We start from the raw sequence: 16,920 nt of genomic DNA, 5'->3' as shown, positions 1-16,920 counted from the left end.
GGCTATGCCCCGACCCGCATTAAAGTCACCGCCCCCAAGCCCCTGACACCGCGTGACCCGGATCAGGCCAAAGCCCCGGCCATCAGCGGCTCAGCAACCGTGAAACAGACACTGACCGTCTCCGCCGGCGTCTGGACCCGCTATGACATGAGGGTGGTGAAGGAGTCCCGCCAGTGGCTGCGCGACGGCGCCCCGATCGCCGGGGCGACCGGCCGCGACTACACCCTTGTGGGCGCAGACTTCGGCAAGAAAATATCCGTCAGGGTCACCTCCACGCTGGAGGGCAGGATCCTGAAGACCCAGACGACCGACGCTTCGGCGAAGGTGGCCGCTGCGACCCTGAGTTCGGCCACGCCGACGATTGCCGGCACCGTACAGGCCGGGAATTTCCTGACCGTGAAGCGGGGCACCTGGAGCTGGGGCACTGCCTTCACGTACCGCTGGCTGCGCAACGGCGTCCCGATCCGGACCGCCGACAAGGGCACCAAACTCACCGTCCGGGTCACCGGTTCCCGGCTCGGCTACACGACCGTCTCTCGGACCAGCGGGGCGCTTACCGCCCGCTGACCCATGCCGCTGACGCTTGGGATGCCTCCTACGGATGAACCGAACCCCGGATCACCTGTTGCTCAGTCTTATGCGTCCTCCGGGGCAGGCAAGAACAAATAGCCCTGCCGTGCAGGACCCCGGACCACAACGGTTCCGGGCCCGGAAGCACAACGACCACTTCGACAAGGTGGACGAGTTCTTGGTCGGCGCTGGAGGCCCATCAGGGGCCCTGTTCTGCTTTCTCTTGACGCCGCGAAGAGTGTCCTGGGTCTGAAGGGCAGGGAAGCCCGCGCCGTTGATTTAGCGCCGACTACCACTCAGTCCTGGCTACTGCGGCCGACCGCACTTCCGCAGCGTCATCGGAGTCCTGGACAGGGAAGCCTACGCTGACGCCGAGGCACGTGTTGACCTAAGCCAGCCAAAAAACTCCTGTTCGAGTGTGACCTCTCCCTGATGCGGGCTTCTCGGGGTGCGGTTTACGCCGTGTCCCGCAGGACCAGTCCGGCCCTGGGTATGTTGACCGCCGCATTGATGTCGGCGTCGTCCCGATGCCCGCACGAAAGGCAATGGAAATGCTTGCCGTTCCGGTTGGCCGCCTCCCGGTGCCCGCAAGCACTGCAGGTCGGGGAAGTGTAGGCGGGGTTGACTTGGATGAACTCCCGCCCGGCGCTTTCAGCCTTGGCGCGTATCAAATCCAGGAACTGTCTCCAGCCTGCATCGCGTATGGGCCGGTTGAGTCCGGTCTTTGCGCTCCCTCCATTGGGTTCGTAGCCCCCGACCCCGTCAGGCCGAGGTGCGGCCAGGCGGGTCATGCCAGCGGTGTTGAGATCTTCCGCGCGGGCCGGATCGAATTACGGCGGCGGGGTTACCCCCACCCGTTGCACTCGGGTCAAGTCGGTGCGGTCCCGCGGAACTGATCTGTGTCCGAGAAACGCTGTCAGACCTAGGGGCTACGCTGACGAAGCCATGACGAAACGACTAAGTATAAGCTTGACCGCCGCCGCGCCGGAACTCGTAGGGCAGTTCCATGAGAGCCTAAACGGGCAGGTTTCATTCGACCAGCTGTCACCTGGAATGCATATGAAAGTGTGGTGGAAGTGTGAGCGTGGCCATGTCTGGGAGGCCGCGGTCTATAGCCAGGTTGCCGGCATTGGGTGTCCATTTTGCGGGCAGCGAAAGGTGGGCTACGGCAATGATCTCGCCACGTGCGTGCCGGAGGTGGCGATGGAATGGCACCCAACGAAGAACTTGCCGCTGACGCCTGACCAAGTGTTGCCCCAATCTAATCGGCGAGTTTGGTGGTTGGGTCTTTGCGGACATGAGTGGGAGTCCATAATTTCCAACAGGACGAAGGACTTTCGTCCGGGCGGCCCGTACTGCGCGAACCAACGAGTCGGATATGGCAATGACCTTGCGAGCCGTCACCCGGAAATCGCCGCCGAATGGCACCCCACGAAAAATCGCGACCTCCTGCCGCACCAAGTGACTGATGGCGCCCCGGCATAACGCTTGGTGGCTCTGCAACAATGGGCATGAATGGCAGGCCATGGTTTTCAAGCGAACCGCAGGGAGTTCGTGTGGAAAGTGCCTGCTAGTTGGCCTCTCGGAGTTGGAGATCGGCACATATGCCGAGATCCAGCATGTTCTCGGCAGTCACTACAGCCAGATAGCCAATGATGTTAGCCTCAAGCTTTCGAACGGGCGGCGACTGCGCATCGACGTGGTTGTCGACGCTTCGCCATCGAGTTCGACGGCTCGTATTGGCATGCCGAGAAGGAACCCCGCGACCGGGAAAAGACCAGACTCCTGGAGAGCGAGGGGCATACGGTTGTCCGCGTACGTGAGTATCCGCTAACGCCCCTCGGCCCCTCCGATGTGGTGGTTCGACGTGCACCCTCGGCTTTGGAGGTGGCGTCGGTGGGGCACTTGGCCGACATGGGCTTGCTGACTTCCGACGCCACGAAGGTTGTGCGGGAATACATAAAAGCCGCGGTTGCTGGGGGAGAGGACTACGCCGCCCAGATTATCGCCGTGCGAAGGCTTGGCGACTATGGTGCCCGGTCCTTGGCCGTGCGTTTCCCACTGGTAGCTCTGGAATGGCATCCAACCCTCAACCACAAGACACCTCGGCAGATGACCGGGGCCTCCGGGCAAAAGGTGAGGTGGCTTTGCCCTGTGGGCCACGAGTACGCTGCCATGATTGACCAGCGGACTGGAAGAGGAACCGGCTGCGGGTATTGCTCGGGTCGCTATCCCACGCGCGAGACGTCCCTTGCTGTGCTTCGCCCTGAACTGGCAAGACAACTTCACCCGACACTGAATGGAGAGGTGACTGCCGAAGTGCTGTTGCCTCACACGGGCAAGGTGGTGTGGTGGCTCTGCAGCAGCGGCCACGTCACGCAGGATTCAGTGGCCGATCGGGCAAAGGGCATGGTTTGCCAGCAGTGCCCGAACGCGCGACGCACAGTGACACCCGGGGACGGCGAGAACTGGGCTTTCGACGCATTCTCAAAAACGATCGTTTGTTGAGTGCCAACATGACGGCCAGCCGTGGTGCTGCTGTCCCCGGGTGTGACTGTTAACTTCGTTTGGCGGTTAATTCACAGTTCAAAATGGCGGTTCGTGCTGCGTTTAGGTGTCCCCGGAGCGGGCACAAAGTCGGGCTAATGCAGCTGATGCTTGGCCTTCCTCCCGAAGATCGGATCTGAATAAGGCCATAAGTACCGAGGGAGCGAGTACCCGCTACTCGTGACAGAGAGAGCAACCGTGTCCTATGATTCAGGCGCCGGAAAGATCCGGCGCCTGAAGCGGCCAGTCTCACCGCGCCTGGCTTCACAGCCCCAATAAACACCGGTGACACATTTTCCGGGGAGAGACCATGAAGAAAACCCTGCTCGCGTTGGCCACAGCAATCGCACTGATGTTCGCCGCCCCGATGGCCGCAACAGCCGCCACAGCGATCAACAGCAGCAACAATAGCAATAACAGCAGCAACAACAGCAACAAGAACAAAAACGACAACAAGAACAAAAACAACAAGAACAAGAAGGCCCCGGCCCCGGTCTGCCAGCCCGGCACGCCGCCACCTTCCAACCAGTACCCGGGCGTACCCGTGGTGGCAACCAGTTTCGAATCCCGAACGCTGGAGGGGTTTATTGCCAGCACGTCGGGGACCGGGACGGCCTCTGTCACTTCCGACCAGCACCATTCAGGGGGCTGCGCGGCCTTCCTGCACGTCACGGATGACTCAGGCTCGGTGGCCAAGATGTCAGCAACCCTGCCGGCGGGCTCCTCGGGCGCCTACGCCGACGGCTGGTTCAATATCAAGACGGCGGGCAACGTAGGAAACAACGTCCCGTATTTCCGGTTCTTCAATGGTGGCATCCGTGTGGCCGATGTTTTCCGCGACAACGGCAACGGCCAACTGTGGCTGCGCGTAGCGTCCCCTTCGGGCACTTACGGATACACCAACCTTGGACTGGCGGTACAGCTCGGCTCCTGGCACAAGGTGGTGATGCGCGTGGTGGCCAACGGTGCCGCCTCCACCGTTGAGGTCTGGTTCGACGCCAGCCTCCTCTACTCCAGCCACCAGGTCAGCACAGGGTTCACGACGCTGACCCGGGTGCAGCTGGGGGCGGAGCACCCCCGGCAGGTGGGCGACAGCTATGTCGACGATGTCATTATCAAAGCTTCATAACGCCGCTGCCATACGCGGACTGGCTACTGGCGCATGTGATTGAGATCCCGCCCGGCAGAAGCTCGAATCTGATCAGCTGGAAGGGACGTTCTGCAGCAGGGTGGAGGAAGCCGAACTCGAGGTCGATGTGCTCGTCTTTGAGGATGGCGCCCGCGATGACGGCGATCTGGCTGTCATCATGTTCCAGGTAGTCTCCTCGCACTGTGCCATATTCGACCGTTGTCATTTTCAGGAGTCGTCTGCACCAGTTCATGGGACAGGACGGGGCGAGGACTGTTGACATCGGGATGCCAGAGGTCCGTGCACCGTCATGCATTTTTTCAACAGTCGTCTGCACCAAAGGTCGAGCTACGGGACTGCAACTGCTTCAGGGTTCGTCGCCGGGACCCAGCGGTACAGTGTGGGCACCGAGACCCCGAGGCTGGCGGCAACTTCCTTTGGCGGCGTTCCCTGGCTGAGGAGCTTCCGAGCTGAGCGGATCTTGGCTTCAGTCATTACACGTTTGCGTCCGCCGACCCGGCCCTGTTCGCGCGCTGCCTGTAGGCCTGCCTGGGTGCGTTCGACCATGAGCTCGCGTTCCATCTGCGCCAGGGAGGCCATCACGTTGAAGAAGAAGCGGCCCGAGGCGGTGGTAGTGTCGATCGAATCGGTGAGGCTGACAAAGCCAATGCCGCGCTCGTTCAGGCCTCCGGCGAAATCCAGGAGGCCCTTCACGCTGCGGCCAAGACGGTCCAGCTTCCACACGATGAGAGTATCTCCCTCACGGAGTGCTTCCAGCGCTTTGGCGAGACCTGGGCGGCCGGCCTTGGTACCGCTCATTGTGTCCTCAAAGATGCGGTCACATCCTGCACCTTTTAAGGCAGCCAACTGCAGATCAAGGTTCTGGTCGCGCGTGGACACTCTGGCGTAGCCGATACGGTGTGCAGCCATATGGGTTTCTCTTCTCAAAACTCGATGCGGACTCCTGGCTCGACCGTACAGTTCCGAGAACTATTTATGAGAACCGCCCGGCGGGGCGGGGCTTCTCATTGCAATGGCGGTTTCCCGCCGAACTGCGCGGCCTTCGGGTCCCTGGCCGCAAGCGCCGCCATTCTCGATTTAAGGTGTTCTTGAAATCCTTCGTTTCCGAGAAGGTCGCTGGCATTCCCATGGCCGGCGTTCGTGGGGACTGCGGTTTCATTCGAAGCGTGTAGCCGTCATTGGGGTATTGCCCCGGATGAGACCGAATGTCGCGGTGACCGCTCCGAGGGCCAGGAGCAGGCTGAGGCCCAGAGCCGTGAAGTAATCGGGGGCCGGCCAGGTCATCTGGTAGGTGTCGTCAATGAAGGTAACCATCAGCCAGGCCACGAGGAATCCGAGGCCGACTGAGAGCAGCAGCACGGTCAGGAGCGGGACTGCTGCTTCACGGGTGATGATGCGGCGCAGGACGGAAACCGGCATCCCCATCAGTCGCATCAGACCCAGAACTCTCTTACGGTCCAGAACGGCGGAGGCGGTGGCGACGGCAAGGGACAGGCCGGCGATTGCGATCGCGACAAACATTCCGCGGCATGTGGGGGCTACCCCGGTTGACGGACATACGCCCTTTGACGGGTGCCGGACTCAGTTTCCTGGCGGCGGCTGAACGGAAACACGCGGTGCCGCCGTGTCTTCCTCGCACATCGTTGCTGGGGGTCCCTCAAGCTCCAGCAGGCGCCGCCTGCAGACGATGCCGCGGAATGGGAATCTCACTGCTGATGATCCGCGGTGTCGCGACTCGCTCCCTTCGTGCCCGGCGATCCAGATTGGCCCGGGGAGTCTGGACATTCGGGCACAAGTTGTGGTTCTCCGCTGGCGTTGGGCCACGCAACAGTCCGGAGGTGACATAAAAGTAACACCTAGCCGGGGAAGCGGTGGGAATCGGGGGGCATGAATCATCCGTCATGTCAAGCTGATCAGCAAAAACCCCGCCACTTCCGTGAAATGACGGGGTTTTCTTTTGTGCCCTCGATAGGATTCGAACCTACGACCTTCTGCTCCGGAGGCAGACGCTCTATCCCCTGAGCTACGAGGGCATCCAGGGTTCCTGCCGTTACCGGCGGGACGTCCTAGAGCTTAGCAGGAAGGTGGCCCTCAACGGAAAATCGGCACACATTTGTGGAGTCTGGTGGAACCAAACGCGTCTTAAGTAGGCTTCAAATGCGTGATAAATCCCGCGAATTGGCCGGTCCGCTCAGTAGCCGGCGAAGAAATCCACATGGACCCGGCGTGCGCCCGCGCCACGTGCCGCGGCCCGCAGCGAACGCACGCTGGCGGGCGAGCCGGAGACGAAGACATCCCGGCCCCCGATGTCGGGGACCAGCTCCTTGAGGGCCGCCGCGTCAATCCTCCTGGCGCCTGCATCCTCCATGTTGGCCGGCGGCACCGAACCGTCGGCAAGCCGGGCCAGGATGCGCGCCCCGGAGCGCTGCAGCTCCTCGGCGTAGCCCAGCTCGGCGGCACTCTTGGCCAGGTACAGCAGGACAACGTCGCGGTCCCCGGTGGGGCTCCCGGCTGATTTCCCGGACGGGGCCCCGGCTGACGCCGCAGCCAGTTGGGCCATATAGGGGGTGATGCCGATTCCGGCCGCGATGAGCAGCACGGGGGCGGCCGGGTCCCGGGGCAGGACGAAGTCGCCGTTTATCGTGGTCGCGGTGAGCCCGTCGCCCGGTTCAAGGGCCAGCAGCGAGCGCTTGGCTGACGACACCGGCTCCGCCGTCCCCACCCCGATCGTCAGCAGGGATGCGCCGGGCGCGCTGGTCAGGCTGAACACGCGCCGGATTCCCTTCCCATCACCCTTGGCATCACCTTTGCGGATGCGGTTGCCGCCGGCCGTGTCTGGAGGCAGGTGCAGCTCCAGGGACTGGCCGGGAATGAAGCGCACCGGGCGCTCCGGGCGGAAGCTGAATTCCGTCGTCGTGGGCGTCAGCGGACGGCTGGCGACGAACCGCAGCCGGACCCCGCCGCGCTGTCCAACGGCGAAGGCGAGCACGTTGCCCACCAGCAGCGCCAGCTCGGGGGAGTTGGCCACAAAGCCCAGGTTGTAGGGGACCGCGAACAGCACCCCGACGACGGCGGCCAGCGCCAGTTGCTGCCAGCGCCGCGGGGGCAAGGTGAGCGGTTCGGTGAGCATGAACCCGACGAAGAACAGCACCGGGCGCTGCGCGATCGGTTGCCACAGGGCCTCGGGAAGCTCCATCCCGGCCCGGAGCAGGTCCGCGGCCACGATGGACACGGCGACCACGGTGAAGACGGCAGCCATGGCAAACTTCCGGGTCCGGTACAGCACCAGCAGCACCCCCGGCAGCACAAGCCAGAGCATTGCCGGCGTCGCCGCCCACCAGGTGGCAATATTGAGCCCGGTCAGCCCGGCGAGGAATGCGCCGGCCGCCGCGGGATTGAAGATGTGCCGTCCGCGCCAAGCCAGCGCATACTTCGAGGCCGAGGCCAGGACACAGGCCAGGGCGACGCCGGCGAGCTCAGCCAGCTGGAGCCCCTGTGTCAGCTGGCTGGGCCAGAAAAGGAAGTACAGCAGCAACCCGGTGATGAGCGAGGATTCCGTGTGCGGCCGCACGTGGAACAGTGCGGCGATGCCCTGGTTGGAGGCGTAGGTCAAGCCGAGGCACAGGACAAGGTGGGCCAGCATTTCCGGCAACCCGAACGTCAGCCAGCCCAGCACGTTGAGCAGCAGACTGTAGCCGGCCAGGACGGCCAGGACCCAGAGCACCAGCCGGTACATCGTGAGCCGGCCCAAAGCGGTGTCCAGCCTCGAGCCGAGGGCAGTGGTGGTGATGGCAGTCATGAAAACAGGGCCCCTTCAAAATCGGATGAAAATTCCGCGTGCCCGTCCGAGTAGGCGGTGAGCCAGGCGAAATCGAACTCCTGCTCCAGCCTCGGACCGTCGACAAAGAACAAAGCGGTGGCGAGCGCATCGGCCACCATCGCGGTCCCGGCCATGGCCCAGCTGGCGACGACAGTCCGCACCGGCGCTCCCGTTAAGCCATCGAGCACGTGATGGAACCCGTCGCCCCAGGCCCGCCGGTTGGCGGCGGAAGCGCAGAGGGCGCCGGCCTCGAGCTGGACGGTGCCGATTGCCTGGGTTGGATCGTAGGGATGCTCGAGGGCAACCATCACCGGATCCGGCCCCGGATTCAGCAGGTCTCCGCTGGCATCGATGAAGTGCTCGGCCAAGCCATCGTCCCGGAGTTCGGCGGAGAGCAGGTCGGCCAGCTGCCCCTTTCCGGCCGCGCCGACGTCGATCACAACCGGGGCCGTGGTTGTCAGCGCGGGGCCCTGCCAGTCCAGCACATCCTCCCAGCGCGGCGCGGGAAGCGGAGCACCGCCCGGGCGCAGGCTGTAGTCGGCGTCGTAGCCCAGGCGCTCGAGGCTGCCGCCGATGAGCGGGGTCATTGCACCCCCGGTGAGCCGGTACAGCGTGCCATACAGTTCGGCCAGGGCGGCTGATTCGGCGGGCAGCTCAATGCGGCCAGGTGTTCGGGCGGCGTCAGCAATGAGGGAGTCGGGCCGGAATCGGGACCACGCGGCGTCGTACCTCTCCACCGTGGCGAGCAGCCCGCGGCGGTGTTTTCCGGAGAGCCGGGAGGGCGTGGAAATCTCCCAGCGGGTCCCGATCCCGTCAAAGCTGAAGTGCGACCAGCCCGGATGCGGCACGTCCGGCCTACTGGGCCTGGGCCTGTGTCTTGATATCCGCCACGGCCCGGTTGAAGCCGCCGCTGGTCAGCGAGGATCCGGCCACTTTGGAAACCTTGATCTCGTCAAGCTTCTTGCCCACCACCTGGGCCTGGATGCCGCTCGCGAACTCGCCCTGGAATTTGCGGGTGTTCGGATTCGACGGGTGCGGCGTGATCTTCACGTCGGACACGGCTCCGCTGGCCAGCGTGAGTTCCACGCCGACGGTCTCAGTGCCGTTGGGGGAGGTGTAGTTGCCGTCGGCACTGTACGTGCCGTCCTTGTAGGAGCCGGTGCCGGCAGCGGATTCGGACGCCGGGGGCGCGCCCTGTGCGGCCGGCGCCTGCGCAGCCGGGGCGCAGCCAGCCGCAGTTCCGGCCACGGAGAGGCCGGCAATGCCGACGAGGACGCTTTTGCGGAAGGCGGTATTCATGCGGGACTCGATTCTTTGCGGGGATCGGACAGCGAACAAGGTGGAGGCACTGACAGGGTTGAAGACGTTGATTTCAGGGTAACGGTTCACCCTCGGTGCGAGGCATTGAAGACCTTGGGTTTTCCCGGAGCCCTACCCCAACCGTCATGCCGGGCCCCAGATTCCGCCACACCACGGGCCCACCGGTAGGCTAGAAGTGTGACCCCAGAAGAACTCTCCCTCGCCATATCCGCCTGCCTGAAGGACGCTGTAGCGGCCGGTGACATAGCCCTTTCTGCAGCCGACATCCCGGATGAGGTGCGTGTGGAGCGCCCGAAGAACAGGGACCACGGGGACTGGGCCACCAACGTCGCCCTCCAGCTGGCCAAGACGGCGGGCACCAACCCGCGGGAGTTCGCGTCCGTCCTCAGCGCCCGGCTCAAAACGATCGACGGCGTGTCCGCGGTTGACATCGCCGGCCCCGGCTTCCTGAACATCACCGTGGACGCTGCTGCCGCCGGCACCCTGGCCAAGGCGATCGTCGAGGCAGGCACCGCCTATGGCACCAATACAGCGCTCGCCGGGCACGTGGTCAACATGGAGTTCGTCTCGGCCAACCCCACCGGCCCGCTGCACATCGGCCACACCCGCTGGGCCGCCCTCGGCGACGCGATCGCCCGCGTCCTGCGGGCCTCAGGTGCCGACGTCACGGCCGAGTACTACATCAACGACGCCGGCTCCCAGATGAACGTGTTCGCGAACTCCGTGTTCGCCAGGCTGCACGGCCGGGACGTGCCCCAGGGCGGCTACCCGGGCCAGTACATCGCGGACCTCGGCCACGAGGTGCTCACCGAGCACCCGGACATCCGCGAACTCACCGAAGTGGCGGCCCTGCCGGTGATTCGGGGCGCCGCGTACAAGGCGCAGATGCACGACATCAAGCAGACGCTGGCCGAGTTTGGCGTCGACTTTGATGTCTACTTCTCGGAGCAGGAGCTCCACGACGCCGGCGCGATCGAAGACGCCGTCGCCCGCCTGCGCGAACAGGGCCACGTCTTCGACGACGGCGGCGCGGTCTGGCTGCGCACCACCGACTTCGGCGACGACAAGGACCGCGTGATGGTCCGCGCAAACGGTGAGCCCACGTACTTCGCCGCCGACGCCGCCTACTACTTGTCCAAGAAGGACCGCGGCTACACCGAGAAGATCTACCTCCTCGGCGCCGACCACCACGGCTACATCAACCGGCTCAAGGCCATCGCGGCCGCCGCGGGCGATGACCCCGAGGTCAACATCGAGGTCCTGATTGGCCAGCTGGTTTCCGTCAACGGCGCCAAGCTGTCCAAGCGCGCCGGCAACATCATCGAGCTCAAGGACCTCATCTCCTGGCTCGGCAAGGACGCGGTCCGGTACTCGCTCGCCCGGTTCCCCGCCGATTCGCCGCTGACGCTGGACCCGGACCTGCTGAAGAAGCACAGCAACGAAAACCCGGTGTTCTACGTCCAGTACGCGCACGCCCGCTCCCGCGGTGCCGCCCGCAATGCCGTGGCCGCAGGCGTGGACCGCCGTGTGAACGGCAAAGACAGCTTCAATGCCGCCCTGCTGGACCATCCCACCGAAAACGAGCTGCTCTCGCACCTGGGCAGCTATCCCTCGATCGTGGCGAAGGCCGCCGAGTTGCGCGAGCCCCACCGCGTGGCACGCCACCTCGAAGTCATCGCCGGCGCCTACCACCGCTGGTACGACGCCTGCCGCGTGGCACCCCAGGGCGAGGAACCCATTACGGACACCAACCGCACCAGGCTGTGGCTCAACGACGCCACCAGCCAGGTGCTGGCCAACGGACTGGAACTGCTGGGCGTCTCGGCGCCGGAACGGATGTAACCGCCATGCCCTCGAAATCAGGACAGCCCGCAAACACAGGACAGCCTGACGCACGCAACACCGGAAGTGCAGGCTCACCGCTCGCGCCGGGCTGGCTCGAGGTCCCCGCCGACCTCAACGCCCTCCACGAACCACTGTGGGCGGGCGGTGTCACGCGGAACGAGGACGGCGAGCTCGCCATCGAGGGGCTGACGGTCAGCGAGCTGCAGCGCCAGTACGGTACGCCGCTGTTCGTGCTGAGCGAGACCGACTTCCGGGCCCGGGCCCGGGCGTTCAGCGACGCATTCAACGATGCCTTCGCCGATATCTGCGGGGGAGTGGACGTCTACTATGCCGGCAAGTCCTTCCTGTGCACGTCCGTGGTCCGGTGGGTCGAGGAAGAGGGGCTGCGCCTGGACACGGCGTCCGGCGGCGAACTCGCCGTGGCTTTCCGCGCCGGCATCCCCGGCGCCGACGTCGCCCTGCACGGGAACAACAAGTCCGACGGCGAAATCCACCGGGCCCTGGACATGCAGCTGGGCCGGATCGTGGTGGACAGCCTCGATGAGCTCGAACGCGTCGCGGCGATCGCCGCCAACCGGGGTGACACCGCCAAGGTCATGCTGCGGCTGACTCCCGGAGTGCACGCCCACACCCACGAATTCATCGCCACCGCCCACGAGGACCAGAAGTTCGGCCTCTCCATGGCCGGGGACTCGACTGACCGGGCCGGACTGTCCGCCGCAGAGGAAGCCGTGGCCGCGGCGACTGGGCACGCAAGCATCGAGTTGCTGGGTCTGCACTGCCACATCGGCTCCCAGATCTTCGAACCGGACGGCTTCGCCCTCGCCGCGGAGAGGCTCCTGGACTTCCTGGCAGCGATGCAGTCGAAGTACTCCATCGTGCTGCCCGAACTCGACCTCGGCGGCGGCTACGGCATCGCCTACACCCCCGTGGACACCCCGCGCCCGGCCGCCGAAATCGCGCAGGCGATGGCCGCCGTCGTCCGTTCCAAGTGCGCTGCGCTGGGCATTGCCGCCCCCCGGATCTCGATCGAACCGGGCCGCGCGATCGTCGGAAGCACCACCTTCACGCTGTATGAGGTCGGCACGCTCAAGACCGTCCGCGTGGATTCCCCGTCCTCCGGGGCCAGCGTTGGCGCGGCGGCCGGCCAGAATGCCGGCGAGGACGTTACGTACCCCCGCCGGTATGTGTCGGTGGACGGCGGGATGAGCGACAACCCCCGGCCGGTGCTGTACGACGCGGATTATTCGGCAATTCTCGCCTCGCGGAGTTCCGATGCGGCGCCGCAGCTGTCCCGAGTAGTGGGCAAACATTGCGAGAGCGGCGACATAGTTGTTAGAGATGTATATCTGCCCGAGGACGTGGCAGCCGGTGATCTGCTTGCTGTACCGGGTACCGGCGCCTACTGCTGGGCCCTGTCAAGCAACTACAACTATCTGGCCCGGCCGGGCGTTATCGCTGTCAGCGACGGATCTGCCCGGCTCATTGTCCGCGGGGAAACCGAAGAAGATTTGCTCAACCGCGACATGGGAGTCTCTGAATGACTGAATTGCGAACCCTGAAAGTGGCCCTGCTGGGCTGTGGCAACGTTGGGGCCCAGGTTGCGCGGATTCTCATTGACGACGCCGACGCCCTCGCCGCGCGCACGGGAGCCCGCCTGGAACTGCAGGGCATCGCGGTGCGCAACCTCGATGCCGAGCGCGACGTCGAGCTGCCGCACGAGCTGTTCACGACTGACGCCGAAGTCCTCGTCAAGGACGCCGACGTCGTCATCGAGCTCATGGGCGGGATTGAGCCGGCCCGGACCCTGATCCTGACCGCCATGCGGCACGGTGCCTGTGTTGTCAGCGGCAACAAGGCGCTCCTGGCCCAGGACGGTCCCACGCTGTACGAGGAAGCGGACAAGGCCGGTGTGCAGCTCTCCTACGAGGCAGCCGTGGCCGGCGCCATCCCCATCCTGCGGTCCATCCGTGACAGCCTGTCCGGCGACCGGATCACCCGGGTGCTCGGGATTGTCAACGGCACCACCAACTTCATCCTCGACCAGATGGACTCCACCGGCGCGCAGTTCGCCGATGCGCTGGCCGAGGCCCAGCGCCTGGGCTACGCGGAAGCCGATCCCACGGCCGACATCGAAGGCTACGACGCCGCGGCCAAGGCCGCGATCCTGGCCTCGCTGTCCTTCCACACGCGGTTCGCGCTGGAAGACGTCTCGTGCGAGGGCATCACGTCGGTCACCGCGGCGGACATCGCTGCCGCCAAGGAGGCCGGCTTTGTCATCAAGCTGCTCGCGATTGCCGAGAAACTGGATGACGAGGACGGCAAAACCGGCGTCTCGGTCCGCGTCCACCCCACGCTGCTGCCCCGCGAACACCCCCTCGCCGCCGTCCGCGGTGCGTTCAACGCCGTCTTCATCGAAGCCGAGAACGCCGGCGAGCTCATGTTCTACGGCCAGGGCGCCGGCGGCACCCCGACGGCGTCCGCCGTGCTGGGCGACCTCGTCTCCGCGGCCCGCCGCATTGTCCTGGGCGGTCCCGGCCGGACCGAAACCACCACGGGGTACGTGCCCCCGCTGCCCATCGACGCAGCCGTCACGAGCTACTACATCGGACTCGACGTCGCGGACCAACCCGGCGTCCTGGCCCGGATCGCGCAGCTCTTCGCGGAGCACGGCGTGTCCATTGAAATCATGCGGCAGACCATCCACCGCGACGCCGACTCCAACGTGGAGTCGGCCGAGCTGCGGATCGTGACACACCGTGCACGCGAAGCCGCACTTGCAGCAACCGTCGAGGCCGTCAGGCGCCTGGACGTCATCAATTCCGTCACATCCGTACTCCGGGTAGAAGGAGTCTAAGTGGCTCACCAATGGCGCGGTGTCATCCGCGAATACGCTGATCGTCTTCCTGTCACGGAAGCCACCAAGGTCATTAGCCTGGGCGAGGGCGGCACCCCGCTCGTGCACGCCCGCCACCTCTCCGAGCTGACCGGCAGCACCGTCTACCTCAAGGTCGAAGGCATGAACCCGACCGGTTCCTTCAAGGACCGCGGCATGACCATGGCCATGACGGCAGCGGTGGCCGCCGGCGCCAAGGCCGTGGTCTGCGCCTCCACCGGCAACACCTCTGCGTCCGCCGCGGCCTACGCGACGGCGGCCGGGCTGCAGTGTGCGGTGCTGGTCCCCGAGGGCAAGATCTCCATGGGCAAGCTCAGCCAGGCAGTCGCGCACGGGGCCACGCTGCTGCAGGTGGACGGCAACTTCGATGACTGCCTCGACATCGCCCGCAAGCTCGGCGAGTCCTACCCGGTCTTCCTGGTCAACTCCGTCAACCCGGCCCGGATCGAAGGCCAGAAGACCGGTGCCTTCGAGGTGGTGGATTCGCTCGGCGACGCCCCCGATTTCCACGTGCTTCCGGTGGGCAACGCCGGCAACATCAGCGCGTACTGGAAGGGCTACAAGGAGTACGCCGCGGCCTTTGAGTCGCCTACTGCCGGGCCGCTGCCTGCCGTTTCCACCAAGACCCCTGTCATGTGGGGCTTCCAGGCCGCAGGGGCGGCGCCCTTCGTGGCCGGCCACCCCATCACCGAGCCCGACACCATTGCCACCGCCATCCGGATCGGCAACCCGGCCTCCTGGGACACCGCCGTGGCGGCCCGGGATGAATCCGGCGGCGTGATCGAGGCCGTCACGGACGAGGAAATCCTGTCCGCGCACCGCTGGCTCTCCGCCCGGGAAGGCGTCTTCGTGGAGCCCGGCTCCGCTGCCGGGGTCGCCGGACTGATCAAGAAGCACGCAGCCGGGGAAGTGCCGACCGGCAAGACGATCGTGATCACGGTGACCGGTCACGGCCTCAAGGACCCGCAGTGGGCCCTGCGCACCGAGGACGGCAGCGACGTGCAGCCGGTCAAGGTCTCCAACGACGTCGTCACCGTCGCCGCAGCACTGGGACTGGAAGAAAGATAACGTTGGAAACAACCCTCACCGTCCCGGCCGAATCAGCTGCCGGCTCCCCGGCCGTACCGGCGGGCCAGCTGGTCACCGTGCGCGTGCCGGCCACGAGCGCCAACCTGGGCCCCGGCTACGACAGCCTCGGCCTGGCCCTCACGCTGCATGACACGCTCACCGTGGAAACCCTGGCCAGCGGTGAACTTGAATTCGAGCTCAGTGGCGAGGGCGCCGAGTCCCTGCCCCGCGATGCGACGCACCTCGTGGTCAAGGCCCTCACCGAGGCACTGCACCGCCTCGGATTCCGGCACGAAGGCCTGCGAATCACGGCGGACAACGTCAACCCGCACGGGCGGGGCCTGGGTTCCTCGGCGTCGGCCGTGGTGGCAGCCGTCAGCGCCGCGAATGCCCTGGTTCCGGAGGCCTCCCGGCGGGGCCGGGATTGGATCCTGCAGCTCACAAGCGAAATGGAAGGCCACCCGGACAACGTGGCACCCGCGATTTTCGGCGGACTGGCGCTGTCATGGCAGGACAGTGACCAGTACAGCAGCACGTGTGCGTCCGTGGCCGCCTCGGTGATTCCCGTTGTCGCCGTGCCGGACTACGAGCTTTCCACCGAGGCCGCCCGGGCACTCTTGCCGGCGTCGGTGGGCCACCATGCCGCGGCCATGAACTCCGGCCGCGCCGCCCTGCTGATCCATGCCCTGACCGCCAACCCGCAGTTCCTGCTGCCCGGCACCGAGGACTACCTGCACCAGAGCTACCGCGCCCAGGCCATGCGGCCCAGCGCGGAGCTGATTAGCGCGCTGCGCCGGGCAGGGCACGCCGCCGTCGTATCCGGCGCCGGACCCACCGTGCTGGTCCTGGCCAACGGGGAAGCGGAAGCCCGTGAGGTGGTGGACTTCATCGGCGCCCACACTGCGGGCAACACGCCGGAAGTGGGCTGGCGTGTGATGAAGCTGGCCGTGGACGTCGAAGGTGCTAAAGTGGAAGTGCACCGGCGGTAAATACGCAGGCGGTAAATTTGTAACCGTTGTAAGACCGCGATGTTGGCCACGTAGCCTCTCTCATCTTTCACTGCGCGATATTTTCCGGTGCCACCTGCTTTCGGTCTGACGCAGGAATCAGCAGAATTGTTCTGCCCCCTGAAACTCAGCCCGCCGTTCCTCATTTCTCGGATCGTGCATGGTGAAGCAGTATCCGGCCCTGCTGGCCGAAATCCATCCGGCAAGGCCGAAATCCCGGCTGCAGATCTGAACTGCAGCCCAGATCAAATCACCGCGTCCAGCTCTTAGCCTGGACGCCGTCGAGGGGGAAGGATCCTTCGTGACCGAAACCACTGAGCTGTCTCCGGCTGTGGATACATCTTCTGCTGCCGAATCAACGGCAGCACCCGCCAAGAGCAGCGGCCTTGCAGGCCTCAAGCTCGCCCAACTCCAGGCCCTCGCCAGCCAGCTGGGCATCTCCGGCGGTTCCCGCATGCGCAAGGGCGATCTGGTTACGGCCATTTCCGCTCACCGCGCAGGCACCCCGGTAAGCAAGGCTCCGGCCCGCGCTGCCGAAAAGGCGAGTGACAACGGCACCGTTGCCCACGCAGCCGCCCCGGTAGCTGCGCCCGCCACGGCGCCAGCCGCCGAGGAGGCCCCGGCCCAGGAAAGCCCCCGCGCCCGCCGCGGCCGCAGCCGCCGTGCAGGCAGCGACTGAGTCGTCACCGCGCCCGCC

Annotated in this window: 17 protein-coding genes, 1 tRNA gene and 1 pseudogene; 11 read left to right on the top strand and 8 right to left on the bottom strand. The window is 65.5% G+C overall.

All coding sequences use genetic code 11. The features are described from left to right. Positions 1-567, top strand: a pseudogene (locus tag LQV16_RS19875) (hypothetical protein); the annotation flags it as partial. A 458-nt stretch (positions 568-1,025) separates the two neighbouring features. Here LQV16_RS19875 and LQV16_RS23775 read toward each other — a convergent pair. Beyond that, the gene (locus LQV16_RS23775) at positions 1,026-1,361 is read right to left on the bottom strand and encodes a transposase (protein ID WP_356815837.1); all 336 of its coding nucleotides are present in this window, start codon (positions 1,359-1,361) and stop codon (positions 1,026-1,028) included. On the opposite strand from LQV16_RS23775, the gene LQV16_RS23770 reads away from it, so the two are divergent. The 4 genes from LQV16_RS23770 to LQV16_RS19870 all read left to right on the top strand — a co-directional run bounded on the left by LQV16_RS23770 (position 1,360) and on the right by LQV16_RS19870 (position 4,246). Then, the gene (locus LQV16_RS23770) at positions 1,360-2,055 is read left to right on the top strand and encodes a zinc-ribbon domain-containing protein (RefSeq protein ID WP_356815835.1); all 696 of its coding nucleotides are present in this window, start codon (positions 1,360-1,362) and stop codon (positions 2,053-2,055) included. The genes LQV16_RS23775 and LQV16_RS23770 overlap by 2 nt on opposite strands. Beyond that, the gene (locus LQV16_RS23765; RefSeq protein WP_356815833.1) at positions 2,039-2,404 is read left to right on the top strand and encodes a zinc-ribbon domain-containing protein; all 366 of its coding nucleotides are present in this window, start codon (positions 2,039-2,041) and stop codon (positions 2,402-2,404) included. Before LQV16_RS23770 ends, LQV16_RS23765 begins: the two co-directional genes overlap by 17 nt. 80 nt (positions 2,405-2,484) lie before the next feature. Beyond that, positions 2,485-3,078: a zinc-ribbon domain-containing protein gene (locus tag LQV16_RS23760; protein ID WP_356815839.1), complete on the top strand. Its 594-nt coding sequence runs from the start codon at positions 2,485-2,487 to the stop codon at positions 3,076-3,078. 349 nt (positions 3,079-3,427) lie between these two features. Next, positions 3,428-4,246 (top strand): hypothetical protein, encoded by an 819-nt coding sequence (locus LQV16_RS19870; RefSeq protein WP_229995599.1) that lies wholly within the window; start codon positions 3,428-3,430, stop codon positions 4,244-4,246. Here LQV16_RS19870 and LQV16_RS19865 read toward each other — a convergent pair. The 7 genes from LQV16_RS19865 to LQV16_RS19835 form a co-directional block, all read right to left on the bottom strand. Then, positions 4,233-4,472, bottom strand: coding sequence for a hypothetical protein (locus LQV16_RS19865; RefSeq protein ID WP_229995598.1), 240 nt, complete (start codon positions 4,470-4,472; stop codon positions 4,233-4,235). The two genes, LQV16_RS19870 and LQV16_RS19865, sit on opposite strands and share 14 nt — an antisense overlap. Positions 4,473-4,594: 122 nt before the next feature. After that, positions 4,595-5,176, bottom strand: coding sequence for a recombinase family protein (locus LQV16_RS19860; RefSeq protein WP_229995597.1), 582 nt, complete (start codon positions 5,174-5,176; stop codon positions 4,595-4,597). A 246-nt stretch (positions 5,177-5,422) separates the two neighbouring features. Beyond that, complete coding sequence (locus LQV16_RS19855) at positions 5,423-5,788, bottom strand: FtsX-like permease family protein (protein WP_229995596.1); 366 nt, start codon at positions 5,786-5,788, stop codon at positions 5,423-5,425. A gap of 439 nt (positions 5,789-6,227) precedes the next feature. Beyond that, positions 6,228-6,300, bottom strand: a tRNA-Arg gene (locus LQV16_RS19850). 158 nt (positions 6,301-6,458) lie between these two features. After that, positions 6,459-8,066, bottom strand: coding sequence for an FAD-dependent oxidoreductase (locus LQV16_RS19845; RefSeq protein ID WP_229995595.1), 1,608 nt, complete (start codon positions 8,064-8,066; stop codon positions 6,459-6,461). After that, complete coding sequence (locus LQV16_RS19840; RefSeq protein WP_229995594.1) at positions 8,063-8,935, bottom strand: FAD:protein FMN transferase; 873 nt, start codon at positions 8,933-8,935, stop codon at positions 8,063-8,065. Before LQV16_RS19840 ends, LQV16_RS19845 begins: the two co-directional genes overlap by 4 nt. A 7-nt stretch (positions 8,936-8,942) precedes the next feature. Further along, complete coding sequence (locus tag LQV16_RS19835; RefSeq protein ID WP_229995593.1) at positions 8,943-9,386, bottom strand: hypothetical protein; 444 nt, start codon at positions 9,384-9,386, stop codon at positions 8,943-8,945. Between the two features lie 198 nt (positions 9,387-9,584). Here LQV16_RS19835 and argS point away from each other — a divergent pair, with 198 nt between their 5' ends. From argS to LQV16_RS19805, 6 genes are all read left to right on the top strand, one after another. After that, entirely contained in the window at positions 9,585-11,249 is a 1,665-nt protein-coding gene (gene argS, locus LQV16_RS19830; protein WP_229995592.1) for an arginine--tRNA ligase, read from the top strand. 5 nt (positions 11,250-11,254) lie between these two features. After that, positions 11,255-12,796 (top strand): diaminopimelate decarboxylase, encoded by a 1,542-nt coding sequence (gene lysA / locus LQV16_RS19825; protein ID WP_229995591.1) that lies wholly within the window; start codon positions 11,255-11,257, stop codon positions 12,794-12,796. Next, the gene (locus tag LQV16_RS19820) at positions 12,793-14,109 is read left to right on the top strand and encodes a homoserine dehydrogenase (RefSeq protein ID WP_229995590.1); all 1,317 of its coding nucleotides are present in this window, start codon (positions 12,793-12,795) and stop codon (positions 14,107-14,109) included. The genes lysA and LQV16_RS19820 overlap by 4 nt, the downstream gene beginning before the upstream one ends. Beyond that, the gene (gene thrC, locus LQV16_RS19815; protein WP_229995589.1) at positions 14,110-15,216 is read left to right on the top strand and encodes a threonine synthase; all 1,107 of its coding nucleotides are present in this window, start codon (positions 14,110-14,112) and stop codon (positions 15,214-15,216) included. A gap of 2 nt (positions 15,217-15,218) precedes the next feature. After that, positions 15,219-16,205, top strand: coding sequence for a homoserine kinase (gene thrB, locus LQV16_RS19810; protein WP_229995588.1), 987 nt, complete (start codon positions 15,219-15,221; stop codon positions 16,203-16,205). Between the two features lie 319 nt (positions 16,206-16,524). Beyond that, complete coding sequence (locus LQV16_RS19805; RefSeq protein ID WP_290369404.1) at positions 16,525-16,902, top strand: Rho termination factor N-terminal domain-containing protein; 378 nt, start codon at positions 16,525-16,527, stop codon at positions 16,900-16,902. The last annotated feature ends 18 nt before the right edge of the window (positions 16,903-16,920 follow it).

Origin of the sequence: Arthrobacter sp. Bi26, from assembly GCF_918697925.1 — a bacterium.
Taxonomy (GTDB): Bacteria; Actinomycetota; Actinomycetes; order Actinomycetales; family Micrococcaceae; genus Arthrobacter.
This window is presented reverse-complemented; position numbering and strand designations above follow the sequence as displayed.